The sequence below is a fragment of the Paenibacillus sp. FSL R5-0341 genome, assembly GCF_037975235.1.
Taxonomy (GTDB): domain Bacteria; phylum Bacillota; class Bacilli; order Paenibacillales; family Paenibacillaceae; genus Paenibacillus; species Paenibacillus amylolyticus_A.
In genome coordinates, this window is the sequence record NZ_CP150241.1 from 5,960,930 (window position 1) to 5,986,354 (window position 25,425).

Below are 25,425 nucleotides of genomic sequence, written 5' to 3' on the forward strand. Positions count from 1 at the left end.
AACTATAAGTGAAAGAAATTCATACCCCAGCTACTTCCAATGTTAATCTTTTGTTTCAGGAAACATCAAAAAATAATTCAAGTAAATTGGCAATTAAAGATGAAAATAATTTCTTAACTTATAATGATCTTGATAGAACTGTGAATAATCTGGCACATTGGCTAAAAACACAACATCATTTTAAAAAGAATGAAGTGATCGCCATTATTCATGAGCGCTCTGTAGAAACTGTTACTGCAATGCTGGCTATTCTCAGAATTGGTGGGGTCTTTTTACCGATCGACCCTTCTCTTCCAATTGCAAGAATCGAATATATGCTTAAAGACAGTGAAGCAGTGCATATTTTAACATCCCGAAAATTAGAGGTTAATTATAAGAATAGAACAAATAGCTTGATTGTTATTGATGATATATTAAAACTCCCCCAATATAATGATTTATCTTTAGTGGATATAAAAAAATCTGATCCCGCTTATATTATCTATACTTCTGGTTCAACAGGAAAACCTAAGGGGGTAGTAACAAAACATGAAGGTTTAAGTAATTTAACATCTGTATTTACAAATGATTTAGATATACAGCAGCATGATAGAGTACTGCAATTTGCGAGTATATCTTTTGATGCTTCAATCTGGGAGATATTTATGGCCTTTTTTACAGGAGCTAGCCTGCACATTGTCCCACAAAATATTATTATGAATCCTAGACATTTTGAAAATTATCTGAATATCAATAAAATATCCATATTAACCCTTGGACCTGCTTATCTCGCATACCTTAATCCTTCTAACATAGAACACATAAAAACGGTAATTACGGCTGGTTCGCAAATTTCTTCAGACCTAGTAAAAAAATGGTCTAAATTTGAGTACGTGAATGCTTATGGACCTACAGAAACCACGATATGTGCTACTTTATGGAAGAGAACTAATATGGAAGAAATCGAATCCATACCTATCGGCAAGGCTATACAAAACTGTGAAACTTATGTCATGGATGCAAACCTGAATGAGTTACCAGCTGGGCAGACTGGTGAATTATGTATTGCTGGAATTAACTTAGCAATCGGATACTTAAATAACGACGAAATGACCAATAAAAAGTTTATATTCTGCGAAGCTTTAGGTAAACGTTTGTATAGAACAGGCGATCAGGCCAAGCTAACTAACAACAATGATTTAATCTATTTAGGTAGAATTGATGATCAGATAAAAATTAGAGGTTATCGTATTGAAATAGGTGAAATTGAGTATTATCTAAAAACATATCCTGAAATATTAGATGCGTGTGTAAAAGTAGTTAAGGACTCTCAAAATCAAGATCATCTATGCGCTTATTACTTGTCTGATGAAGCCATTAATAATATTCATATAAAGGAATTTCTATGCTCATACCTGCCTAGTTATATGGTTCCCAATCATCTAATCAGACTTTATAAATTCCCATTAAATTTCAGTGGGAAAGTTGATAAATCTAAATTACACTCACCCTTTTAAAAGGAACCCTTCTGCCTAACCACCACACTATAGTTTCCTACAAATGCGAACACATTAACATAAAAAGTTTACTAAGAAGGTGGATCGACTTGATGACTTCTATTAAGAAAAGCTTGCTTGATTTAAGAGGATTCCACCCTATGATCTATATACTATTGATTGGTACAGCACTTGCTAGAGCAGCTAATGCTATGAGTATTCCATTTTTAGCCATTTATCTAAGTAAAGAAACCGATTTAAACCCAATTTTGATTGGTCTCATTGTTGGTGCAGGAGCATTATCAAGTGCTTTTGGTGGCTTTTTTGGTGGTGTATTGTCTGATCAGTTTGGACGTAAAAGGATCATGTTACTGGCTCTTTATATATGGGGACTTGTCTTTATTGGTTTTTTCTACACGCATGCTACTTTAATTTTCTTAATCCTAAATATTCTTAATGGACTATGTCGCACTTTTTTTGAGCCGGTGGCTCAAGCGTTGATGTCTGATCTTGCGCCAAGTGAAAAAAGAATTCGTATTTTTTCTATGAGGTATCTCGCTATAAATGTAGGGGTAACAATTGGACCATTATTGGGAGCTTACATAGCTCTTGAGGAAAGTTCAGTAGCGTTCTTATTTACTGGATTGTTTTATATTCTGTATGCCGTTTCATTATCTCTCCTATTACGCTTATTTAATATAAGTGAGATCAATAAGACGAAGAAAGAAATTGTTACGATTGTATCAGCTGCGAAAGTTATAATGAGAGATTCGTATTTTCGCAGATTGTTGATCGGTGGTATTATTGTGACTATTGCTTACTCTCAATTAGATTCAACTCTTCCACAATACTTAAATCAAAGTTTCGTGAATGGTATTGAGTTTTATGCAATCATGCTGAGCCTTAATGCACTATTAGTAGTAATTTTCCAAATACCTTTAACTTCATGGATTGAAAGCAAAGGTTCTCTGTTTGCGATTATTTTAGGTAATATATTCATATCAATCGGATATATTGGCTTTTGCTTTTCCCCTAATTTAGTATTTCTTCTTATATCTATATTTGTGTTCACAGTAGGAGAAATTCTATATTTCCCTGCTGCCAGTGCTATGGTAGACAGAATAGCACCAGATCATCTAAGAGGTACATACTACGGTGCTCAATCATTTTTGTATTTCGGAAAATTCATAGGACCAATTCTAGGTGGTTTTTTATTGAATCAGCTTGGTGGATCGGGGCTTTTCGTTACCATGGTTTTTTTAACTTTGATCGGTACTGTATTTTATCGTATTAAATTCGAAAGAAATACAACCAAAATCGAGCACAATAATTCTTTTTGATTACTTTAAGAGGATAGCACTGTATTATAATGCCATCCTCTTAGCTATTATTTTTCAAGTGATAGCCACATCTTAAATTATTTCTTGAGAGTACTAATATATCTTAAGCTAATCCATGTGCTACTCTGATGTGTATAAAAAAGTTGCTCTTTGAGATGGCCAGTCTCCAAAATGGTAAAGTGTTTGAAGTGCTCCATTAAATCATCCTCCGTAAAAAAATGAGCATACTTCCCTTTTTTATATTCGTATGTACAGGGTTCAATCTGATTTCCTTTTCCATTGTTGCTATCCTCGTCTGAAAATACAGAAAAAAAGCTTACTCCATTTTCATTAAGAAGTTCAATACATTTGTTTATGATTAAATCTCGTTCGTTCTGCTTGAATAAATGAAGAAGATTGTAACAGAATATAGCGTCATATCTCTCTTCTAATTCAATATCAAATATGGAAGCATGAATAAAGTTAGATTTAGTATCAAATTCCCGTGCAAGTTTGATGGCAGTTGACGAAATTTCAATTCCATCTACATCAAAAAAGTTAGATAGTTCCTTGGTATTCCGCCCATATCCCGCCCCTAAAACGAGTACTTTTTTTATATTAAACTGCTTATAAAGTGATATTGCCTTAAATGCCATTTCACTAGGTAGTTCTCCCCAAATTCTTCCTTCCATTTCAAATCTATCTTCCCAATAAGACCCCATTAACGCTCCCCCCCTTGTGATGGAATTTTACAACCATGAACTAAACTAGAATAGATTAATACTAAAATATAATTCTACAAAAAGAATTGTTTACCTTTGTTATTTAATACAAAAAATATAAAATGCACCCCCAGTATCTCATTGGATAAAGAAGAATCCAATGAGCATTCTAAAGGATGCATTTTAAGATAGATCGTATAGGGATAGATCACCTTTACAACTTACATAGCATTACATATAAATATCAACAACCGTGCGCTCAGTTGCACTACGTGCTTGTCTGAACTCATCCAGTGAGATGCAGACCCCGCCCTGACGGTAACGGTTCGCTGTACGCTCGGTACGAATATCCTTGCCATTCACCGCTACACGGCTCACAGCACCTTCATTCAAATGATAAATGAACGTCACTGGCTCACCCGCATACTCGAATTCGAATTGCATGCCATTCAGCTCAGCTGGCAATACCGGGTCAATGACCAGATCGCCACCTTCTTGACGAATGCCAAGCGCGTTGGAGATCAGCTGGTTCATGTAGATTCCAGGGCCGCTGGAGTAGATTCTCCATCCGCCTTTCACCTGTACAGTCCCTTTACGAAGCTGGTCAAAATGCTCCTGTGCCTCGTAACGTGTATTGAACTTACCGTCCGAACTACTGAAGTACGAGTTCGCTTGGCGAATCTCCGCGTTAGGCACAACCTCGCCGATACCAACCGGGTTGATCATCGCGAGACCATTCCACACCTGATCTGTCTTGCCGAGCTTCGCCATCGCTTCCACGTAACGAATATGGGCGTGTACATATTGCAAACCAATCTCACGTCCGAAATTGGATGCTTGCTCTGCACGTTTGAAGTGTGTGCTTACTCCGCCAGCATATTGAGCCGGACGATTCATCAGACGCACGCCATCAGGGCACAGGAACTGTTCACGGATCAATGCATAATGTGACTCTGCTTGCTCCGCATTTAGCAATTCACCGATCATACTGCGCGTCATTGGCAACAGACGATATTGAATGCCTGTCTCTGTATCCGTTGGGTGAAGCATCAGCTTCGCTTGGTCAGCTTCTTCCATATACACAAAGCCTGGAATCACATCTGTGCCCAGCATGTAACGGTTAAAGTCCTCACGGATGCCTTGAGCCAGCACGTCAAGCTCCTGTGCAAAGTCCGCATCCTTGAATTTCAACGCTTGCGAGAGCACATTCACGGACTGATACGTCAATGCCACCGTCCAACTGCTCACCATGTATTGCTTCAGCTGTGCATTGGCTGGTTGGAGCGTATCATCCCAGTCGCCGTCTCCGTAGGAAGAGAGGAACGTATCGTGCAGGAAGTGCGAACGGATATATTCGATCTCTTTTTTCGCGTGATCCAGTACAGTTGCCGTCTCTTCCGTGAACCCGAAGCTATGCTTGACGGTATAAGGTACTTTCTCATCCAGGATCGCATAGTCGCGAGTCGCTGTCAGGTAATCCGCCAGAACTTTCAGCGGCCATACGATGATGTCGCCATGACTCTCTTCCTGTTGAATTGCAAAGTATTTATCAAACATGAACCATTGCGGCCAGTTGCCATCATCTTCGTATTGGTGAGTGTAGACCATTTTGATGATATCGCGAACTTGCTCATATTTTTGCGTTGCCATAAAGTACTCCACCGGACCTTGGCACACATCCCGTGTACCCCAAGCCGCGCCGCCGTACTGCTCCAAACCGTGAGGTACGGAGTAGTGAACCAGCATGTTGTGGGTGTACCACCACGCCAGCGCATTAACTTTGAACAGATCCTCTGCACTCTGACCTTCGCCACGGGACAAACGGAACCCGTTCATCACACCTGCGAAGAACTCGCGATATGCCTGTACTTCCTCTTCGAACGTCAGGCTTGATCCTGCTACCACTCCGCTATCCGCTTGACCTTCCAGTACTCCTTGTACCTTCAGCGTCCATTCAGCACTTGCTTCCAGACTAAGCGTTACCAGAGATGCAGACCCACTGCGGATACCACTTGCCAGCAGCGTTTCGTCCCCTACATTTACAGTCGCGCCATCCACCGACATGCGGTATTGCAGATCCGGATACGTTCCGGCACTGATCGCTTGTGGATCAGCCTTGAAGATCAAAGTATCGCCGTCCTGCGTCATATGCAGCGGATACTCGTATTCATTCACATTCATCGTAATCTGGTTCGTTACCAGGTAACGGTATGCCGTGCCACTTGTGGAGCGCACATTCATGCTTACTTCCGTAGTATGTGCCCCTGTATAGTTGGTCACGATGATCGTATCGGATTCCGTTTTGTAGATCCAACGTACATAGTTGAAGCCAATCTCGAACAGGGAAGGCATCGTCAGCAGACGATATTGTCCGTCCATTTCCACATAAATGCGTTGTCCCGCCGTCTTCGGCACGTTCAATGCATTGCGGGCATTACTGATCATTTTATTAAAATTGGTGTTACCAATAACGAGCTGTGAGTTAAAAATACCGTACATATACGATGTCGTCGTAATAACCTTTGCTCCAAGCTGCACGTTGCCACCACTCATCAGAATGTGACCGTGTGGACGCTCCACAAGCAATTCTTTCGCTTTTAGAACGATATGCTCATAGCTGCCTGTGAAGAAGGATAACAGTTCCTCACCACTGTGCTCTTCCTGATGACGATCAGGGAACAGATCATGAATCTCATCTTGTGTCAGATCAAGCGTAACCAGTGGTTCACCCAGGAAGGAGGACAGTTTCACCTGTTCCAACGTATCACCGTTTTCCACAGTCAGAGCCTGTACTTCATTCCATGCTGCGGTAACTTCATCTCCGAATTCCAGTGCAGAGATTCCTTCGGCATGATTAGGCTTCGCCAGTCCATAAAAGACCACCTGAGCTTCTCCGTTCAGATTCAGCAGTTCAGATTGCAATGCCGTGTAGGCAAATTCATACTGATACGTCTCATTCGCAAGCGTCTGGCGATTCAAGCTCTCTGGTTGATTCGTTTCCTTGTACGACAGACCGAAGAATTGGAATCCATCTGTGGAATAACCGATTGCTTTAGTCAAGGATCCTTGTTGCATATACGGAAATGCACCGCCCTGAGGCTGGTTTTGACGGGAACATACCACATAACCTTTCGCTTCATCTTCAAACACCGTATGGTCAATGTATTGTGACAGATAAGCTTCATTGCTGCGTACCGCACCTGGATCAGCAAGACCTACATCCTGTCCGTATACCACGTCTACGTTGTGTTGTTGTCCTGTGAGCTTCACATCCCAGAACCAGACACCTTGTGGTGTAGCCGTAAATACGACTTGGTATCCAATGCCTTGTTCACTGCCCTCCAGCTGAACTGTGCCCTCCCAGATCAACTGGTTGCTGGACTGTGCTTTGCTTGTAATCACCTTGCTATTCGAACGTACACCGAGTAGCGGGAACGAGCTGATGTTCTCTCCCTCGTGTACACGTAGGTACAGGTTATTTAGAGATCCATCAATCTGGTTACTTAGCAACTGGTTCAACATCGTTGTACCAGATGTAGCCTGGTACAGGTCTCCACTGTTCAAAAAGGTAAAGGATAACTCCCCGGCACTCAACCGGATCGGTTCATTAATCATCGTTGTCATAAGGTTCACTCCTTGAATTAGTATAGAATCGAAACGTTTCGATAAATCTGAAAAAGAATAGGGGCCTCTTCAAACCGGCCTTTTACAGCCCGTCCGGACGATAACCCCATCATTGAACTTTTACTTCAGCATGCAGGCAGTCTTTGTTGTTCAGACTCGGTCTAGACCGAACGTACAGAGCTGCGCTCGATCATATTAATCGTTAACGTATACGATGGATCTACCGCTTCGCCATTGAGCATCTGGAATAACAGATGTCCGGCGAGCGACCCAGCTTCATGCTTCGGTTGGCGTATCGTTGTCAGCGGTGGACGAACATATTCGGACAACTGAATATCGTCAAATCCGATTACGGAAATGTCATTCGGCACGGATATGCCACGCTCTTCCAATGCTTTCAGGCCGCCAATCGCCATCTCATCGTTACCGTAAAATACAGCTGAGGGGAGCTCACCCTGCATGATCATCATTTTGGTTGCACTGTATCCGCCATCACGTACGAAGTTACCGTTCAGACGCCATTTGGACTTTTCTTCAAGTCCCGCTTCCCGCATCGCTCGCAGATACCCTTGGTAACGCAGCGCATTGTCATACGAGTTGGCTGGGCCGCTGATATAAGCAATCTTCTGATGTCCTGCCTGAATCAGGTGACTGGTAGCGAGGTAACCACCTTGCTCTCCATCCACCAGCACGTTGACCAGATGGTCACTCGACAGCTGACGATCCATCACGATGATGGGAAAGCGATGACCGGCAGATTCCACCAGAATATCATCTTGAATGTTATGTGCCAGGACAATGGCTCCATCTACTCTTTTTTCACGCAAAAATCGTACTGCCGTTGAATCCCGTCCACCCATGGAGCTGCACGCAATCAGGTCATACCCGTTCGCGAGAGCTACATCCTGTACACTGCGGATCAACTCCGAGTAATACGGGCCCGACAGATCTGTCAGGATCAAAGCGATCGTGTTCGTCCGGCTCCGCTTCAGGTCCATGGCAAAGCCGTTCTTGCGGTAATTCAATTCTCGTGCTGCCTCAAGCACTTTAGCCTTGGTCTTGGCACTAACCTTGCTATCCCCGCTCAGCGCATAGGAAGCAGTCGAGAGTGCTACACCTGCCAGCTTTGCCACATCCTTAATCGTTGCCATTCCACGTTCGCTCCTTCTAAACTATATATAAGTTCAACTAAAGAATATTTACACTTACCACTCCGATGACAGAATAACATTCCGATCGCTGTTATCCCCAGATTTTTTTTAATTCCCTTCTTCAAAGGGAAAATCAGGGGATAGCGTATGCTTCCGATGTAGCTTTCTTGCAGAAAGCTTTTAGGCGAACGCTTCGCTTCTTCACGTTATTTCTGTCCTCTCCGTTCTCGCGTAAAAAGTTTAGTTGAACCTATAAAAAACAAATTCAAGGTTACCCACATTTTATACGATACATGGTTAGAACAACCACTAAATCCTGTATTATCGTTTATTGATCTTTTTACATATCAATGGAGTAGCCATCAATCGAAACGTTTCGAGGTGTTCTCAAAAAAAATCCTTGTTTCCATCCTTATGGCACCAGGGTTGAATGAATCCCGTTCCAGCTCATACATAATTGATGGTTATGACGCGTCTTTCAATCTGGCGCTCTATAAACAGTTCGTGCCTAACACAATGAAACTGGCAGTAAACGCCAGATTGAAACGTTTCGACATTTTCATTATAGTCGGTGTTGATAGCGATTTCAACCACTTTATCTATTTTTCACAGAAAAAGTTGAATTGTTCATTCTGTCCATCCACGTTACTTCGTTTATAGTATATACTGCATAATAATCGAGATTTGAGAATTACACCAGTACACCAAGGGCATGAGACGAAAGATGCCCCTGCTGACTTATGTAAGGAGACAGTTATCCAATGAATATATCCAAGCCCATTTATCATAAAAACTCGCTGTCCCGCCCCGTTTCCTTGCAGAAGATTCAGTCCATCCCCGATGCCCTGTTCAAGCTGCGCCATCTGGTGCAACTTCACGACCGTGAGGCGTTCTCCCGTACAGATGAGATGTGGAGCACCCTTCATGTACTATACGTCATTACTGCTGGACAGGCCAGGCTGATCAGTGCAGAGGGTAAACTGACATTAAATGTGGGCTCCGCAGTGATTCGCCAAGCTGGAAGCCTGCTTCAGCACGAGAACAAGCGAGGTTCCCTGTCGCCAATACAAGGCATTGCTATTGCTTTTGATTCCACTGAAAATGAACAGCTGTTCTGGCCGTTCGGGATACCAGCTCCCATTGCGAGTCGTACTCTCACCGATAGGGCAGTCGAATTAGTTCAAGCCAGTACGGCAGGCCGTGATTCCACCCCCTTCAGGCCACATATGCTTTTCTATGAGTTACTGGAAATTTTGCGGGATCATGTGGCTCATTCTGCTCATGAAGATCACTCCTGGCTTGATGCTGTGCTTAGACATATCCATCAGATGTATACCCATCCGCTGACCCGCGAACAATTGGCACGCGATGCGAATGTGAGTCCTGAGCATTTTTCACGGGAGTTCAAGAAACATACAGGTCTTACGTTTGTTGAATATGTGACCCGTCTCAGAATCAGGATGGCTCAGGAACATCTGTTGTTCGCGAACCCTACTCTACAGGAAATAGCACAACTGACAGGCTACAGGGACACCTTCTATCTGAGCCGCAAATTCAAACAGATGGTTGGAGCAGCACCAACACACTACCGGAAAATGCCCAAAAAAATTGTATCTTTGACTTACAATTATACAGCCTCGCTCCTGGCATTGGGCCACACTCCCCACATGGGCGCCGTAGCCAGCTGGATGGAAGAGAAACTGGGTGAACATGGTCAGGATGGTCATGAACCATTTGAGCAACATTCCGAATATGACCTGGTTAAACATACGGATCTGATTGCAAACACTCAGCCCGATGTCATTGTAGGCTATGCACCGCATCCCGCTTCCGATGAACTACGTCTGATCGCACCGACCATTCTGATGCCTTTTGAGGAACTCGATTGGCAGGAGCAGCTCCTTCATTTGGGCCGAATCACAGGGCTTGAGTCCAATGCACAGACGTTGTTAAATCGATATCATCAACTTGAGCAAGAGGCCAATCATACATTGGATCAATGGATGGAAGGGACACGAGGGTCCGCCGTTTGCATGTTTATGATTGGAGAGGATGGGGCTTATATCTATGGTCATGGCTGGGGCAGGGCTTCTCATGTGCTGTATCAATCGCTGGGCTTCACTCCACCGTCACGGATGGAGCAGGACGGGCAGTTACTCACAGGGTACGTTCATGTTCCATTGTCTGAGATTCACTTGTACGCCGCAGATCACATGTTTGTAGCCTATCCTGAGGAACCTGCCGAACGAGAAATGCTGAACAACTTGCTGAATCAGGAATCCTGGGGCACCCTCTCCGCCGTTCGTGAAGGACATGTATACGAGATTGATGCCGACATGTTCTATGGATTTGATCCCCTGTCCGTTATGGAGCAGTTGCAGCATATCATGCGTCACCTCACATCATAATTGTCCATGCTGTAGTGATCATAGTTGTCCATGTACAAATATCACATCTTCCTCTATGTTATTAATGAGAATAATAATCATTATTGATTATATACAGGGGGAACAAGAATATGTTTGCTGCAAAAAAACGCTTTTCCGGCTTGCTGCTTATACTCGCCATCATTATGATTCTGGCTGCTTGTAGCAGCGGAACAGGCTCGACTGCCACTGAACAGACAACGGCAGCGGGAACCGAAACGACAACAGCCTTTTCCGAGACGAACACAGACACGTCATCTGGTTCAGACAATTCGAATGCTACACGAATCTACAAGTCATTAAGCGGGGATGTTGAGATTCCGGCTGAACCGAAACGGATCGTTACGGATATGTACGTAAGTGATCTGCTTGCACTGGGTGTAAAACCTGTTGGTGCTGTTCAATATTATTTGGAAAACCCGTTCTATGCGGATCAAGTGGCGGGCATAGAGAGTATCGGTGATCGGGCGGCAGTATCCATGGAGAAGGTCATTGCCATGAACCCGGATCTGATCATTACCTACTCCGACCAGGCCAGCGAGATTGAGAGTTATCAAAAAATCGCTCCTACCGTAGTCATCCCTTATGGTACATTCACCAATGTATATGACGAAATCCGGGGATTCGGAGAGCTGATGAACAAATCCGAAGAGGCCGAAGCTTGGCTAAAAACATACGATGAACGGATTGAAGCCGCTCGTGCTAAGGTGCAAACCGTCATCAAACCGGAGGAAACCTTCTCCATCCTTGAAGTATCCGACAAGAGTTATTATGGATATGGAGATAACTTTGGTCGAGGAGGACAGGCGGTATACCGCGCTTTGGGACTTGCTCCACTCGAAATTACCAAAAAAGAACTGATGGGTGATACCCAATGGAAAGAGATTTCGCGTGAAGTCGTTGGTGATTATGCAGGGGATCATATCTTCTTGACCGTTGGGGAAAACAATAAAAATTACCAAGGTGATTCCATCTGGAAATCCCTGCCGGCTGTGAAAAACAATCAGGTGTACGAACTACTGGAGGACCGTTACTGGTACTTCGACCCGATTGCAATTCAAGGTCAGGCTGAAGAATTCGCCGATATGATCGTAGAACGTGCCGAGCAAAACCGTAAATAACATAAGCATGAATACAGGTGTCCGGATAGGCTGATCTGCCTGCTCGGGCATTTGTGTCATATCAAGGAGGACTTACATATGCTTCGCCGTTTTATGTCTTATTATCGCCCTTACAAAAGGCTCTTTATATTGGACTTCTCCTGTGCCATCGCCGCTGCGCTGCTGGAGCTGGCCTTTCCACTCGCCGTAAACCGGGTGGTCGATCAACTGCTTCCGGCTGGCAATTGGTCCATGATCTTGGCGGCGTGTGTCGGATTGCTCGGCATCTACCTGCTCAGTTCCTTTTTCCATTATGCTGTCACCTATTGGGGCCACAAGCTCGGCATTAACATCGAATCCGATATGCGGCGTGAACTGTTCCAGCGTGTTCAGAAGCAATCCTTCCGCTTCTTCGATAACAATAAGACCGGACATCTGGTCTCCCGCATGACCAACGATCTGATGGATATTGGTGAGATCGCGCATCACGGACCCGAGGACTTATTTATCGCCTTTATGACACTCGCCGGAGCTTTCGGGATAATGCTGGGGATTAACTGGCAGCTCGCTGTGATGACGTTCATCATTGTGCCGCTGATGATCTACCTGTCGCTGTATTTCAGTCGCAAAATGTCCAAGGCGTTCAAGCGCATGTTTGCGGATATCGCCGATTATAATGCACGGGTTGAGAACAATGTGAGCGGCATCCGTGTGGTACAGGCTTTTGCCAATGAAAAACATGAAGTAGGACGTTTCGTTGAGAACAACGAACGTTTCAGACTCACCAAACTAATCACCTACCGCATCATGGCCTGGAACTCTTCACTCAGTTTTATCCTGATGAAATTTGTATCCCTGTTTGTACTGGTGTGCGGAACCTGGTTTGTCATTCAAGGCAGTATGACTTACGGGGAATTCATCGCTTTTGTGATGTTATCCAATGTATTCCTCGGACCGATCGAGAAGATTAACTCTGTCATCGAGACGTATCCCAAAGGCATCGCCGGATTCAGACGTTACCTGGAGCTTCTTGAAGCTGTACCTGATGTAGAAGATACACCACAGGCGAAACCCATTCCAGACGTGAAAGGCGATATTGCCTTCCATAACGTTACCTTTTCTTATGGAGAACACAAACCTACGCTGTCTCAGGTCAATCTGGATGTTCAGGCAGGCCAGACGGTGGCTCTGGTTGGACCTTCGGGCGGAGGTAAAACGACGTTATGCAGCCTGATCCCACGCTTCTACGATGTGGATGCGGGACATATCTCCATCGATGGCATTCCGGTGAAGGACATGACGCTGGAATCACTGCGCTCCCATATCGGGATTGTGCAGCAGGATATTTTCCTGTTTGATGGAACGATTCGTGAAAATATTGCATACGGCAAACTGAATGCTTCCGATGAAGAAATCTGGCAAGCCATTCGCCGAGCCCAACTGGAAGAGCTGGTACAATCCCAGCCAGACGGACTGGACACCATGATTGGTGAACGTGGCGTGAAACTGTCCGGCGGACAGAAGCAGCGTCTATCCATCGCAAGAATGATCCTGAAAAATCCGCCCATTCTCATTCTGGATGAAGCCACCTCCGCACTCGATACCGAGACAGAAGCTGCTATTCAACTGGCGTTGTCCGAGCTGGCTCAAGGCCGTACGACATTGGTGATTGCCCATCGACTGGCGACCATTAGACACGCCGATCGTATCGTGGTGGTGGAGAACGGCAGTGTCGCTGAACAAGGAAGCCATGAAGAACTGCTCGCGCGTAAAGGCTCGTACAGCCGACTGCATCAAGCCCAGTTTGGGTAAATACAACGACAAAACAACCTTCCCTCAGAACTAGAGGTGAAGGTTGTTTTATTCATTTCAGGTATCCTTTTGATTTCCAGAATCGCTTCGCAAATGATTCAGCAGCGTACGGCAGCTCCCCATTCAGTAAATCCTCATTTGCTTGAATGAGCACTTGGCGTCCATGTTCGAGCAATTGAACGGCATGTAGTAATTGAGAGCCGCCTATATAATGAAGTTCAAGCAACACCGGTTCTTCTTCCTCATCCTCGTCCTTCTGAGCCGAGTATTCGATCAACACACTTTCCGTGCCGTCCTCATGTTGGTGCAGGGTATAATAGTATTTCTCCACCTGCGTCTCCCCTTGAGTATCCTTATACTCTCTTCCAATACGTAGCATAGCGGGCTGGGGAACACCATCACTCAGCTGACCTGCTTGTCGAAATGCATAATACAAGTCTCCAATCCACAGCCCATGCCGGTCGTCATCATAATAATCGTCATATGGCTCCACGATCGGCAAAGCTAATAAATCACGGATCAGTTGATGCGAAATTAAGGAACGGGCATACTGATAATTCGATACAGACTGCAACAAGGTGCTCCATCCTTGCTCGCTTAACTGCTGAATATCAGCAGGTGAGTTCTCCGAAAATACGTTCCATTCCGAATTCTCATTGTGCAGATAACGATATGCACCTGAGATCATCCAGACAGGTTTACCCGGTTGTAGGATATGTTTATCAGGAGAGTTGGAACCTTGATTTGATGGCTCCATCTTAAGCAACAATGCACAGTTATGGTCATCCTGAAAATAAAGACTGCGGAAATACCCCTCCGTGTGCTCATCTCCATAGACCGATACTCGGCAAAATTGCTCGTTCAACCAAAATTCATAGCTGTTGAGTAACTCATCCTCCTCTCTTACAGGCAACAAAGATGGATGAGTAAGACGCTCTATGTTCTCAGCGGTAATACGATGATCTTCGAACCAATCCGGCACATCTGGCTCTGATTCATCAGCGTGAATGTACTTTCGGTTGATTACAGGTCGTCCTTGCTGCAGCCTCTTTAACATTTCTTCTCGCCAAGGAAACGGCTCTGTATCTTCATCAATCACACATTCAGGAACCAATAACGCCAACATGTCAAAGCCCTGCCATGGTCCGAGATCCTCCCATTCTTCAAGCTGACGCTTCACATTACGCTGTCCTTGAACCTGAATCATATATTGCTCGGTACTTACCAGCAATCCACCTTCTACATTCCCTCTCACTGTCAATTCTCCATGGTTGTAATCCCCCCAGAACATATCCTCCACATAGAGATTACCTGTAATATATATTTCCTGCCCACCCACGATCATATAGGGCGTTATGAGATTCCCAAGTACAACCAGATTTGAACTGGCCGCGTCGGAACTTGTATTTCCAATATAACGATCCACTGTCAGATTTCCTTCAACCAAGATCAAAAAAGGTCCTTCATCCAACAACAGTTCACTGATATGAAGGTCACCAGAATGTAACCATACTTCCTCGGCTTCAAATTCACCGTTGTGCGCTTCATTCTGAGTGTACATCCAACTTTCCTGAGGCAACTTCGTTTTGATATCAGCAAAAGACACCTTGTGACCTATCTGATGTATGGACATGTCCTGACTCTCCTCATCCAATAATATATGGATAGAATCTATCTGATCTACAGATAGACGACTACCCATTTTTATTATACTAGAGGAAATATACACCATTCCATAACAAAAACCCTCACCCGAGTAGAATGAAGGTTGAGCTTGTGAACGACAACAGCCCCAAGCCCATTATATACATATATGATCTAGTCCATTCTTATAACTTCCCATTCAAAATTGTGTTTGCCCGCTCACGAAAATCCTTTGCCGCTTGCTCAGGCGTAATTTTGCCAAACAGCAGAAGATCATACAACTCTCGCAATACCGCAGTGACCTCGGGTGCACCTACAGGATCAGGCGGGTCCATCTGGCTGCTGTTATCTGCAACCCAATCAATATAGTCAAACACCTGCGCCAGCTCCGGTTCAACCACCAGCTTCATACGCTCTTTGACACTGGATGAGACGGGCACACCCCGCTCCCCTTTGAGCAGCAGATTGGCATCCAAATCATTCACGAAAAAGCTGATGAACTTGGCCGCCTCCTCCTTATGTCTGGAATTACCCGCCATGGAGAAAAACATGCCTGGCTTCAAGAACAATCCATCCTGGCGGTTTGGCCCAGGCATCGGGGAGATGGTTAAGGGTTTGCCATAACGCTGAGTGGTGCTGATAAATTGGTTGGAATACCCCCAGCTAAACAAAGCCTCTCCCAGATAAAACGGGTCGTTATCAGGCTGACCAATATCTGAGGTCCAGATATCCGGTGCAAAAATAAGCTTCTTCTCCGCGAGCTGCTGCATCCTGCCAAAGTAATCAACAAACAGCCCATCATCCTCATAGCCTAATCCCTTGCCATCCTCGGCGTACAACTTGGAACCATACTGTCTCAAGTAGTACGCAAAAAACTGTTCGGGCGTAAAATAGGTTCCCAGATAGATGCCTTTCCCCAGCAATTGCTCGCCCATCCGGTCAAAATCCGCCCATGTCCATGTATCCGTTGGCAATTCAATATCATTGGCCTTTAACACTTCCGGATCATAGATGCTGAGCATAGCGTTTACCCCCAAACTGAGGCCATAGGTTTTTCCATTCAGGCTTCCACTTTCCAGCTGTTCCTTCTCAATATCCGTTGTATCAATCAGCCCACTCTGCATGTACGGGGTCATATCCTCCAACAGTTGCAGCGAACTGTACTGGGACAGATAGGAGATATCCATCTGGATAATGTCGGGCAACGCATTACCTGCTGCATGCGGGGCAAGTTTTCTCCAATACTCGTTGAAACTGCTATATTCGTACTCAATGTTCACATGTGGATTCAACTTCTCATACAGGTCGATAACGGCTATCGTTGCATTGTTGCGGAACTCCCCACCCCACCAAGCAATGCGCAGCGTAATCGGCTCTTCGTCCACTATCATACCTGGTCTTTGATTCAACTGGTTCACGCAGCCAGGAAGAGTCAGCATAAGGCAGATCATGCCTATTGTTCGCAATAATCTTCTCACAGCCTCTCCTCCTTACCTGGTGATGGGGGTGGCAGCAGTACCGTTACTCTCGTTCCAAGCCCTGGCTTGCTCTCCAGCAGTACATCATATTCTTCGCCAAAAGCCAGACGCACCCGCTCCCTGATATTCAGCAGGCCAATGCCTGTTCCTCTGGTTTTCACTTCTCCGCGAAGCACTTGCTCCACATATTCGGGCTCCATACCGGGACCGTGATCCTCCACGATAAGGGCCAGCTTGCCACCTGATATCTCGGCAGACACTCGAATCAGACATGATCCAACCTGTGGTTCCAAACCGTATTGAATGGCATTCTCCAGCAGCGGCTGTAGGGTTAACTTTGGAATGGCACAACCCAGATATGAAGCAGGCACATCCATACGGAAATCCAGCCGCTGCCGGAAACGGTAGGTCTGAATGGTGATGTAATGATTGACGATCTCCAGCTCTTCTGCAATGGTAATGATATTTTGTTTGAAGCTGATGGAGGAACGCAGCAAATATCCGAGTGATAGCACCATACTGGAGATTTGCTCCTGCCTGTTCTTTTTGGCAAGCCAATGGATTGAATCCAGCGCATTATACAAAAAGTGAGGATTGATCTGCGCCTGTAATGCCTTGAACTCGGTTTCCTTGATGACCAGTTGGCTTGCATAATTTTCTTTGATCAATGTATTAATATGTGTAATCATCAGTCGATACGTACGCTGTAGTAACCCCAGTTCATCCATGTGCTGGTGTGTGGGAATGGTCAGATTAGCATCTATGTTCTCCAGATCCCCATACTGAACCTCCTTCATCTGACTGATGAGCTGCCTGATCGGCCTCGTCAGACTGCGTGCGAACACCATACCAAGCGCGAGGACAACCAGAATGGCGATAAGATAAACGACAATCAAACTATTTTTCAACCATATAATACGTTCAAAAATTTCATCATATGAGGCCATATTATAATAAACCCAGCCGGTGTGAGCAGATTTCTTCTGGGAAAGAAATATCTCCCTCCCATCCAGATTTTTGATCTCATATCCCCCGCTGCCTGGAAGTGGATTCAGTCCGGCGGACACCGCTTCCGAAAGCTGGCGATATGGATAGACCACATCACTGCCTGCTTTTAAAATAATGTCACTGTCCTGGCTATCAATACCCGCATACTCCTCAACGAGCCGCTCGATATTAATACGCAGAAACAGTATGCCTACCGGCTCCAGAGTCATCGGTTCGTAGGCTCGCACTTGACGCACCATAACCAGCATCGGATCATCATCATCCGGGTATAGCCACCTCACTGCACCATTCGCCTGCTCCGCAGCCTCAATCATCCGATCATATTTTTCCGGGGATACGGTTAGTGTTTCGCCGTACTTATTGACTCTTCCCCTCGAATCAATCAGATGAACGGACTGCACATATCGTGCAGCCCCACTAATATGCTCCCATAGCCGATCCGTGATCTTCTTCCGTTCAATAAAGCTTGAATATGCGCTATCGTCATCCAGCAACGACTTCAAGGCCCTTTGAATTTGAGTATCAGAGATCATGTTTAATGATAACGCTTCCAACTTCTGAAGTTCAACATCCACTGTAGACGAGGAAAGGTTCAGCAGTCGGGACGACTTATCAAACAACTGTTTGTCATACACCGAGTACGTATAGTACAAGGACCCAAACGCCAGGATGATGATAAACGCCATCATGAACAACATCATCAGAAACATTTTCATTTTGATGCTCAGTTTGCGGTAGGCTGTCATGACCAAAGCGCTCCTTTGAACCACGTGATACTACTAGGTATATCACATACAGGAAGGTTTTCCCAAAGATTTAGCGCTCGATTTCTCACGTATTATTTGGACTGATATCGATCATAGGCCGCCTGATGAACCTCGATCGCCCGGTCAATGCCCATGCTCTTGATTGTTTCGGCCATGGTGTCAAATTCGGTGATTGGCTTCTGTCCGCTAATAATGGCCGTCATCGTCTCATTTAAATACGTATTCACCTGGCTCATAATGGATGTACTTGTGCTTACCTCATCTGTTGACAAACGAATTGGTGGAAGTGTTAATGCCGAGCTTGCTTTCATCCATTCCGCATTCGCCGCACGCTGTCCATCGTCAAATAATAATGCATCCAGGTAACGGCTATCCTGATTGATTGGACCGTCCATAATGGATAAGGCATAGGAAGCCAGTGCCTGGTCATACGTCAGACCGTTCGGATTATCAATGATGGTCTCTGTGAATTTGACACCTTCCCCGTCGCGAACGTAGCTGTCATTTTCTATACCAAAGTTGAACAGATCACTACCCTCTTCGCTATAGTTGTAGTCCATCCACTGTACAATATATTTCAGTTTGTCTTCGTCCGCGGAAGCCGTAATCGCCTCACCATAAGTCAACACTTTAGCATCCAGATTAAATGTCGCATAGGACGTTCCATCCTGAGATACAGGCCATGGTACGCCAGTCACGTTAAAGTTCGGATCGGTATCTCTCATCAGATTAAAATATTTCCCCATACCACTGAACACGCCACCCTGATATGCACCTGCGAGATTGCTGGTAACTTTATAGTCAAATGCTTTACCGTCATTAGTCATGATCTCTGGATCAATCAGCCCTTCCTTGTACCACTTAGCCATGGTCTCCAAGAAATCACGGTAGCCCGGCTGAATCGGTCCGAATTCCACCTTGTCCCCATTCATCTGGAAGCCGCCAATTACGCCAAAAGCCGCTGCAAAATCATGGAGCTTGGTCAGGTTACCCGGACCCCAGTTTCCGGTGAAAGGAAGCTCATCAGCCTTGCCGTTGCCGTTCGGGTCCTGTTCCTTGAATGCCTTAAGCACCGTATACCACTCATCAATGTTGGTCGGTACTTTGAGATTTAATTTATCAAGCCAATCCTGGCGCATAATTAAACCGGAAGTGGCGTTCAGCTTCAGTGCATCCAGCTTCAGTAGCGGGAACATATAGATCGTGCCATCGTCGAGTGCAATCTGCTTCTTCACATCTGGATCGGATTCAATAATCCGCTTCAAGTTCGGTGCATAACTGTCGATCAGTTCGTTTAACCGAATGATTCGACCGTCCTTGATCATTTTTTCCGGTCCGCCAACGGCATCCGCCCAGTTATAATAAATGACATCCGGCAGCTCCTTCGTGGAGATCAGCAGATTGAACTGGTCCCGCTGTTGTCCAAGCGGAGGATGTGTGAACTTCACTTGGATACCTGTCAGCTTCTCCTTTTCCTTATAAGCTGCCATATCGCCAAAATTATTCAAGGAAGCTGTCAGTTTGGCATCATTGGCGCGCCAGTAATCAATGGTAAAAGGATCACTTGTAATCGGTAGCGGAATCTCGGTCAACGCCTGAACCGCAGGTTCTGTTCCCTCTGCTGGCTCTGCGCTACCTGGTTCATTATCACCCGTACAGCCCGCCAGTAAAGACATGGTAAGTAGCGATGACAACAGGATAGACCCCATTCTTTTTTTCACGTAATTCGCCTCCATAGGATACATTTTTTATTGTTTCACAGCACCGATTAGGGCACCCTGAACAAAATAACGTTGGATGAACGGATATACCAGCATAATCGGCAGCGTGGAGATAATAATGGTCGCATATTTGATGTTCTCCCCAATGGCAAAGCCGGTATCCGCGCCAGCGCCCATGGCCTCCGTACTGCTGCTGATCAGAATATCACGCATAATAATCTGGATCGGATATAGTTCCTGACTGCGCAGGTAGAGCATCGGTCCGACATAATCATTCCAATGGTCAACCGCATAATACAGCATCATGACCGCCAGGATCGGTTTCGACAAAGGCAGTACAATTCGGAACAAAATCAGAAAGTCATTGGCACCATCAAGCTTCGCCGATTCAATCAGACTGATTGGAATGCCTTCAAAGTTTGTTTTCATAATGAGGAAATAGAACGTACTGATGGCACCCGGAATAATAAGCGCGAAACGGGTATCCACCATGCCCAGATTCTGAATTAGCAGAAAAGTTGGAATCATGCCACCGCCAAAAAACATCGTGAACGTAATTAATTTCATCAACGTTTTTCTGCCCATCAGATCACCGCGTGACAGCCCATATGCAGCCAGTGAAGTCATGAGCAGATTGATGGCCGTACCCACCACAACATAGAACAAGGTGTTCATATATCCCGTGTATATGCGAGTATCCTGAAATACCGACTTGTACGCGCCCAGCTGGAAACCTTCAGGAATGAGCATGAGTGACCGGGAACGAAGCATCTGATCCGGATCACTGATTGAAGAATTGAACACGTACAGCATCGGGTAAAAACATAAAATCATGATCACCACGAGCAGCAGTGTATTAAAAACATCAAAAAGTCGTTCCCCTATAGACTGTTTCATCGCTTCACCTTCCAATTACCAGAGACTGGTTGAGTTAAGCTTTCTGCTGATCGCATTCGCGATAATAAGCAGCGCGAAATTAATGACGCCATTGAAAAGTCCGATGGCCGTTGAGTACGTATAGTTGCCCTCCAAAATACCGGATCGATAAACAAAGGTGGAGATGACATCCGATGTCTCATAGGTCGGTGCCGTTTGCATCAGCAATATTTTCTGAAAATCCGCGTTCATCACCGCCCCCATGCGCAGAATTAACATGATCACAATGGTTGGCATGATGCCCGGCAGTGTAATATGTAGCAGCTGTCTCCAGCGACCTGCACCATCGATCTTGGAAGCCTCGTACAGTTGCGGATCAATCCCGCTGAGCGCTGCCAAAAAGATAATCGAAGCCCAGCCTGCCCCCTGCCATATGTTGGACAGGATGTACATCGGACGGAACATATCCTTCTCCGCCAAGAACATAATCGGCTGCAGATCGAAAAAGTCACGAATGACATTAAATAATCCACCATCCAGAGATGAGAACGTTTTCAACATTCCAACCACGACAACAACCGAGATGAAATGGGGCATGTAACTGATCGTCTGCACCGTGCTTCTGAACCACTTTTTCCGTACTTCATTCAGTAACAAAGCCAGAATAATCGGTGCCGGGAAACCAAACACAATGCTGTAAAAACTCAAAATCAGTGTGTTCTTAATCAGTCGCCAGAAATAATAACTTTCAAAAAACATGGTGAAATTGTCAAACCCGACCCATTCGCCTGCCAAGATTCCTTTGACCGGGCTGTAGGATTCCTGAAATGCCATCAGCAGCCCGTACATCGGCCCATAGCTGAAGATCAGATAATAGGCTACAACAGGTACGAGCATCAGATATACGTATCTGTTGCGGACAAGCTCCTTTTTCACCGAACTCCATTTGCCAGCTGGCTTCAAACGCCCAGGTTCAATCCCCCGGCTTCGATTCAGCTCCATCCACTCGCCCTCCACTCTCGGTATTGATTCACTAACATGACACTTCTAATGATAGAAGCGAGCGCCTTTTCTTCCCATGCTCATTTCCGTTAAATGGATGTTCAAAACCGAGTTCCGTCCGACAAAAAAAGACCCTGCTGCCGATGAATGGCGTACAGGGCCCGATCACAGATTAGATGTAGATCGGATATAAAGATTAGCTATGTAGAAGCAGACAGCAACGCTGTCTTAGGGTACTTTTTTATACTCGGAAGGGGAGAAGCCCGTGTATTTCTTGAACATTTTGCTGAAATACGGCCAGTTGGCACCAAACCCTGTCTGCTCGGCAAGCGAGGATACAGTGCAGTTCCCGTCCTGCTCCAGAAGTTCCAATGCTTTGCGGATGCGGTAGCTTAACACATAGTTCGTAAATTTCTCACCGGTTTCTTTTTTGAACATTTTGCCGATGTAGTCTGGATTCATGTATATTTCCCCAGCGATGGACTGGAGTGTTAATGTCTCGTCCCTGTAGCGCTTCTCTACCAACTGTTTCACACTGCCTACCATCTGCGATTGTCTGGAGCGGTGTTGTTCGTAACGGCGAAGGGTGATTTCCTTGGCGACAGCAAGCAGAAACTGTTGAAAAGAATGCAGCGTGCTGGATTCAATCATGCCCGGCAACTGGTCCATATAGCTTTTCATCTCGGCAGAGCCGCTGAGTCGAATCATCTCCATAAACATCTGAATAAGATAGGACTTTGTTTGGGATATATCGTATCGCAAGCTGGCAAGCATCTGAAACATCCGGTTCAGCTCTGATCCCACTTCCTGCCAGTGTCCCGCCTTGATTGCAGTAACCATCCGCTCCGGATCGTATTCGAATTCAGGAAGAATGCGTTCTCCGGGAGAGTAGACATCCCGCTCCATAATGAGACTGCCCTCACCGAGGTAAAAGCGGTAATTGAGATACACCAGCGTCTGCATGTACAATTGTCGTGCCTGTGGAAGATCCCCTGGTTCGCTCAGCGCAATCGTAAGATCATCATGATAATATCGGGTAAATGTGGCGCGAATCTCATCGATATTATGGAACAACTGTGTTTCAGACAACTTGTCCTCCATCATCAATAACACATGCCCACCAACCGTGGTACTTAAGATCGGATTATGAAAAATATCCTCGGCAATGTTCTTCACCGCGAACAAGTGCAAATACTCATGATCCCCCTCAATCTCTACCAACAGCAATCGCACACGTTGATCCTGAAATTGTACATCGAACAATTCCTCGAAATATTTCCATTCCTTGAGGCCGTACGTTCTGTTGGTGACCAGCTCTTTCAGAAAATATTCCTTGGCATGCGGCAGTACACGCTCCAGATTATATTGGATCGACTGCACAAAGCACTCCTGATCGGTCAACTCTCGCTTCTCACTGACCAATTCACTAATAGCCTGTACGAGATGCTCTTCACTGCAGGGCTTGAGCAAATAATGCTTCACTCCATAATGCATGGCCGTCTTCGCATATTCAAACTCCGTAAAACCCGTGAGCATAATAAACGAGATATCCTGATACTTCTCGGCCACAGCTTCTACCAGCTGTAAACCATCCATTCCCGGCATGCGAATGTCCGAGATGATGATATCCGGGCGTTGCTGCTCGATCTTAGCAAGCGCTTCCAAACCATCTTGAGCAATGCCGATCAGTTCTGTTCCTAATCGAGACCAGTTCACGACGCTGGAGATCCCGTCCGAGATTATAAATTCATCATCGACCAACAAAACCTTGTACATCGTATGCACCCTCCTGCCTTTAACCAGTTCATTCTATTATATGAGCATTATGCACAAATAGAGGAAAGAACGTTGATTGACATGGGATTGAAGCATAACAAGTCGGGTATCTGAACAGTCCTGTCTCACCTCATCGGGAAAATCATTCGTATGTCACCGGCTATTGGAGCGGGTCCTTGCAAAGATAAAAAAACTCCCCCCCTACAGGGGGGAAGGTTTAGGTTGCTTCATATCAATTATCATCAGGGTACGGGAAGATTATTATGCCATTACAACATTACGTATCCATCCCATACTCCTTCACTTCACGATTGCGGTTCAACACCGCATGCAATACAAAACCAAGTACCGCAATCGCCGCTGTGCCTGTTGCCAACCACGCTACAGGAATAAGTCCCTGTTTGTCATACATAACCCCCATCGCATAGGGCCCGATAACCCGTCCAACCGCACCGATCCCACCCGATATCCCGATGTAAAAAGGGGCTGCCCTGCCGGCATGCTCCGAGATAAATGCAGGTGTTGCAGGGGAGATCAACATCTCTCCAAACGTAGCGAGTACCATTGCGAGCACCATGCCTGGATAGCTGTACATGGTAATCATGACAATGTAGGCCATGCCATAGAATACCGCACTCGCGGTCATCTGGGCCGTGGAGGTACGGGCCATGGTCCGTTTCACCCAGCTGGTAAACGGTTGGCCCACAAAGATCAGTACCCCGTTCAGGGTCCAGAGCAGACCGTACATTCTTTTCTCCATACCCTCAGAAATGATATACGGGGACACGCCTGTGTTCCAGATGGAGTTGCCGAATAACAGGAAGAGCACGCCCAAGCTCATAAACAGATATAACCGGGTATTGCCCAGCAATGCCCAAACGCCCGGCCCATCGGGAACGGTTTTGCGTTTCGTCAGATGCACTTCCCCCTGATCCGGTTCAACCCGCGACAGATAATACCAGAAGAACATCGCAAACCCAGCTGAGGTTACCCCGTTCAGTACAAAGCTAAGATGATAGGAAAAGTCAGCCAGAAAACCACTCAACGCCGTACCAATCGCCACCCCGATATTGTTCGCTACATAGATAATATTGAATAATTCACCGCGTCGCTCCGCAAACCGGAAGCCAATAAAGGCCTGAATCGCTGGCAGCGACAATGAACTGAACAGGCCAATCCAGCCCATAGCACATATAAATATGACCCAATACGCGCTAATCCAGGGCAACGCAAACAAACCTAACGCATTAAGCGCCAGTGAGCCAATGATCAGCTTCTTCACGCCCACCCGGTGATACAACGAACCTCCGAGCAATTGTCCGAAGATGCCACCCAGGGACTGAATGAGGATCACAAAACCGGCGTTGGCCATCGTTCTTCCAAGCTCATCAAACACATACATGGTGGTCAGCGGCCACATCAATGCACTGCCGGTTGCGTTAACCAAACTTGCCAGTAAAAATATTCTCACTTCTTTTGGATAGTTATCCAGCCATCTCATCATCTCTAATTCATTCTCCTTAA

At 45.6% G+C, this 25,425-nt stretch carries 16 protein-coding genes; 5 read left to right on the forward strand and 11 right to left on the reverse strand.

Annotation, left to right across the window (positions count from 1 at the left end):
* The first annotated feature begins 8 nt into the window (after positions 1-8).
* Both MKX75_RS26865 and MKX75_RS26870 read left to right on the forward strand, forming a co-directional pair.
* Complete coding sequence (locus MKX75_RS26865) at positions 9-1,496, forward strand: amino acid adenylation domain-containing protein (protein ID WP_339167499.1); 1,488 nt, start codon at positions 9-11, stop codon at positions 1,494-1,496.
* A 92-nt stretch (positions 1,497-1,588) separates the two neighbouring features.
* On the forward strand, positions 1,589-2,815 hold the full coding sequence (locus MKX75_RS26870; RefSeq protein WP_076332495.1) for an MFS transporter: 1,227 nt from the start codon (positions 1,589-1,591) through the stop codon (positions 2,813-2,815).
* 77 nt (positions 2,816-2,892) lie between these two features.
* On the opposite strand, the gene MKX75_RS26875 is transcribed toward MKX75_RS26870, so the two are convergent.
* The 3 genes from MKX75_RS26875 to MKX75_RS26885 form a co-directional block, all read right to left on the reverse strand.
* Positions 2,893-3,516, reverse strand: coding sequence for a class I SAM-dependent methyltransferase (locus MKX75_RS26875; protein ID WP_339167500.1), 624 nt, complete (start codon positions 3,514-3,516; stop codon positions 2,893-2,895).
* Positions 3,517-3,747: 231 nt separating this feature from the next.
* Positions 3,748-7,140: a cellobiose phosphorylase gene (locus tag MKX75_RS26880; RefSeq protein ID WP_076332493.1), complete on the reverse strand. Its 3,393-nt coding sequence runs from the start codon at positions 7,138-7,140 to the stop codon at positions 3,748-3,750.
* A gap of 161 nt (positions 7,141-7,301) precedes the next feature.
* Positions 7,302-8,291 (reverse strand): LacI family DNA-binding transcriptional regulator, encoded by a 990-nt coding sequence (locus MKX75_RS26885; protein WP_062836900.1) that lies wholly within the window; start codon positions 8,289-8,291, stop codon positions 7,302-7,304.
* Positions 8,292-9,052: 761 nt separating this feature from the next.
* Here MKX75_RS26885 and MKX75_RS26890 point away from each other — a divergent pair.
* The 3 genes from MKX75_RS26890 (at position 9,053) to MKX75_RS26900 (ending at position 13,629) form a co-directional block, all read left to right on the forward strand.
* A complete protein-coding gene (locus MKX75_RS26890; RefSeq protein WP_339167501.1) occupies positions 9,053-10,699 on the forward strand; it encodes an AraC family transcriptional regulator in 1,647 nt (548 codons plus the stop codon).
* A 110-nt stretch (positions 10,700-10,809) separates the two neighbouring features.
* On the forward strand, positions 10,810-11,838 hold the full coding sequence (locus tag MKX75_RS26895) for an iron-hydroxamate ABC transporter substrate-binding protein (protein ID WP_339167503.1): 1,029 nt from the start codon (positions 10,810-10,812) through the stop codon (positions 11,836-11,838).
* A 78-nt stretch (positions 11,839-11,916) separates the two neighbouring features.
* Complete coding sequence (locus MKX75_RS26900; RefSeq protein ID WP_339167505.1) at positions 11,917-13,629, forward strand: ABC transporter ATP-binding protein; 1,713 nt, start codon at positions 11,917-11,919, stop codon at positions 13,627-13,629.
* A 52-nt stretch (positions 13,630-13,681) separates the two neighbouring features.
* On the opposite strand, the gene MKX75_RS26905 is transcribed toward MKX75_RS26900, so the two are convergent.
* The 8 genes from MKX75_RS26905 to MKX75_RS26940 all read right to left on the reverse strand — a co-directional run bounded on the left by MKX75_RS26905 (position 13,682) and on the right by MKX75_RS26940 (position 25,402).
* Positions 13,682-15,262, reverse strand: coding sequence for a hypothetical protein (locus MKX75_RS26905; RefSeq protein ID WP_076332489.1), 1,581 nt, complete (start codon positions 15,260-15,262; stop codon positions 13,682-13,684).
* A 196-nt stretch (positions 15,263-15,458) separates the two neighbouring features.
* Positions 15,459-16,751 carry an ABC transporter substrate-binding protein gene (locus MKX75_RS26910; RefSeq protein ID WP_339167507.1) on the reverse strand — a complete coding sequence of 431 codons (1,293 nt, stop codon included), beginning with the start codon at positions 16,749-16,751 and terminating at the stop codon, positions 15,459-15,461.
* On the reverse strand, positions 16,748-18,505 hold the full coding sequence (locus MKX75_RS26915) for a sensor histidine kinase (RefSeq protein ID WP_076332487.1): 1,758 nt from the start codon (positions 18,503-18,505) through the stop codon (positions 16,748-16,750). Before MKX75_RS26915 ends, MKX75_RS26910 begins: the two co-directional genes overlap by 4 nt.
* 92 nt (positions 18,506-18,597) lie before the next feature.
* Positions 18,598-20,247 (reverse strand): ABC transporter substrate-binding protein, encoded by a 1,650-nt coding sequence (locus MKX75_RS26920; protein ID WP_339167509.1) that lies wholly within the window; start codon positions 20,245-20,247, stop codon positions 18,598-18,600.
* A 27-nt stretch (positions 20,248-20,274) separates the two neighbouring features.
* Complete coding sequence (locus MKX75_RS26925; protein ID WP_339167510.1) at positions 20,275-21,144, reverse strand: carbohydrate ABC transporter permease; 870 nt, start codon at positions 21,142-21,144, stop codon at positions 20,275-20,277.
* 15 nt (positions 21,145-21,159) lie between these two features.
* On the reverse strand, positions 21,160-22,125 hold the full coding sequence (locus tag MKX75_RS26930; protein WP_062836891.1) for an ABC transporter permease subunit: 966 nt from the start codon (positions 22,123-22,125) through the stop codon (positions 21,160-21,162).
* A gap of 228 nt (positions 22,126-22,353) precedes the next feature.
* Positions 22,354-23,901, reverse strand: a complete 1,548-nt coding sequence (locus MKX75_RS26935; protein ID WP_339167511.1) for a response regulator — start codon at positions 23,899-23,901, stop codon at positions 22,354-22,356.
* Between the two features lie 277 nt (positions 23,902-24,178).
* Positions 24,179-25,402 carry an MFS transporter gene (locus MKX75_RS26940; RefSeq protein WP_339170614.1) on the reverse strand — a complete coding sequence of 408 codons (1,224 nt, stop codon included), beginning with the start codon at positions 25,400-25,402 and terminating at the stop codon, positions 24,179-24,181.
* Positions 25,403-25,425: the final 23 nt, after the last annotated feature.

What these genes read in the sequence shown, in the direction of transcription:
- MKX75_RS26870 (WP_076332495.1), top strand. Translation starts at nt 1,589, where the DNA reads ATGACTTCTATTAAGAAAAGCTTGCTTGATTTAAGAGGATTCCACCCT.
- MKX75_RS26875 (WP_339167500.1), bottom strand. Translation starts at nt 3,516, where the DNA reads ATGGGGTCTTATTGGGAAGATAGATTTGAAATGGAAGGAAGAATTTGG.
- MKX75_RS26880 (WP_076332493.1), bottom strand. Translation starts at nt 7,140, where the DNA reads ATGACAACGATGATTAATGAACCGATCCGGTTGAGTGCCGGGGAGTTA.
- MKX75_RS26885 (WP_062836900.1), bottom strand. Translation starts at nt 8,291, where the DNA reads ATGGCAACGATTAAGGATGTGGCAAAGCTGGCAGGTGTAGCACTCTCG.
- MKX75_RS26890 (WP_339167501.1), top strand. Translation starts at nt 9,053, where the DNA reads ATGAATATATCCAAGCCCATTTATCATAAAAACTCGCTGTCCCGCCCC.
- MKX75_RS26895 (WP_339167503.1), top strand. Translation starts at nt 10,810, where the DNA reads ATGTTTGCTGCAAAAAAACGCTTTTCCGGCTTGCTGCTTATACTCGCC.
- MKX75_RS26900 (WP_339167505.1), top strand. Translation starts at nt 11,917, where the DNA reads ATGCTTCGCCGTTTTATGTCTTATTATCGCCCTTACAAAAGGCTCTTT.
- MKX75_RS26905 (WP_076332489.1), bottom strand. Translation starts at nt 15,262, where the DNA reads ATGTCCATACATCAGATAGGTCACAAGGTGTCTTTTGCTGATATCAAA.
- MKX75_RS26915 (WP_076332487.1), bottom strand. Translation starts at nt 18,505, where the DNA reads ATGACAGCCTACCGCAAACTGAGCATCAAAATGAAAATGTTTCTGATG.
- MKX75_RS26925 (WP_339167510.1), bottom strand. Translation starts at nt 21,144, where the DNA reads ATGAAACAGTCTATAGGGGAACGACTTTTTGATGTTTTTAATACACTG.
- MKX75_RS26930 (WP_062836891.1), bottom strand. Translation starts at nt 22,125, where the DNA reads ATGGAGCTGAATCGAAGCCGGGGGATTGAACCTGGGCGTTTGAAGCCA.
- MKX75_RS26935 (WP_339167511.1), bottom strand. Translation starts at nt 23,901, where the DNA reads ATGTACAAGGTTTTGTTGGTCGATGATGAATTTATAATCTCGGACGGG.
- MKX75_RS26940 (WP_339170614.1), bottom strand. Translation starts at nt 25,402, where the DNA reads ATGAGATGGCTGGATAACTATCCAAAAGAAGTGAGAATATTTTTACTG.